Annotated in this window: 1 protein-coding gene; it reads left to right on the top strand. The window is 66.6% G+C overall.

Going from position 1 to position 434, the window contains the following annotated elements:
- Positions 1-339, top strand: a 339-nt coding sequence (locus ICC28_RS40135; protein WP_223190815.1) for an alpha-glucosidase C-terminal domain-containing protein, incomplete at its 5' end; no start/stop codon positions are given.
- Between the last annotated feature and the right edge of the window lie 95 nt (positions 340-434).

Here is a 434-nt window from a genome sequence, read left to right as displayed (position 1 = left end):
AACGCGAGTCCCGCCCTACGGCAGCTGCGTAGCCTCCACTTCCACCATGCCGACCAGGAAGCGGTGATCGCGTACTCGAAGCGCTCGGGGTCGAACACGGTTCTGGTGGTCGTCAACCTCGACCCCCACCACACCCAGGAGGCGACGGTCTCGTTGGACATGCCGCAACTCGGCCTGGACTGGCACGAGTCGGTGCCGGTGCGCGACGAGCTCACCGGCGAGACCTACCACTGGGGCAGGGCCAACTATGTGCGCCTCGAACCGGGCCACCGGCCCGCGCACGTCTTCACGGTTCTGCGACCGTCCACCCCGCAGATCGGAGGGTCACCCACAAAATGATCGTCAACGAGCCCGTCCCGGACACCTTCGAGGACACCCCCGCCAAGGACCGGGACCCGGATTGGTTCAAGCGCGCCGTCTTCTACGAGGTCCTG

The organism is Streptomyces sp. TRM68416 (assembly GCF_014596915.1).
Taxonomy (GTDB): domain Bacteria; phylum Actinomycetota; class Actinomycetes; order Streptomycetales; family Streptomycetaceae; genus Streptomyces.
This window is presented reverse-complemented; position numbering and strand designations above follow the sequence as displayed.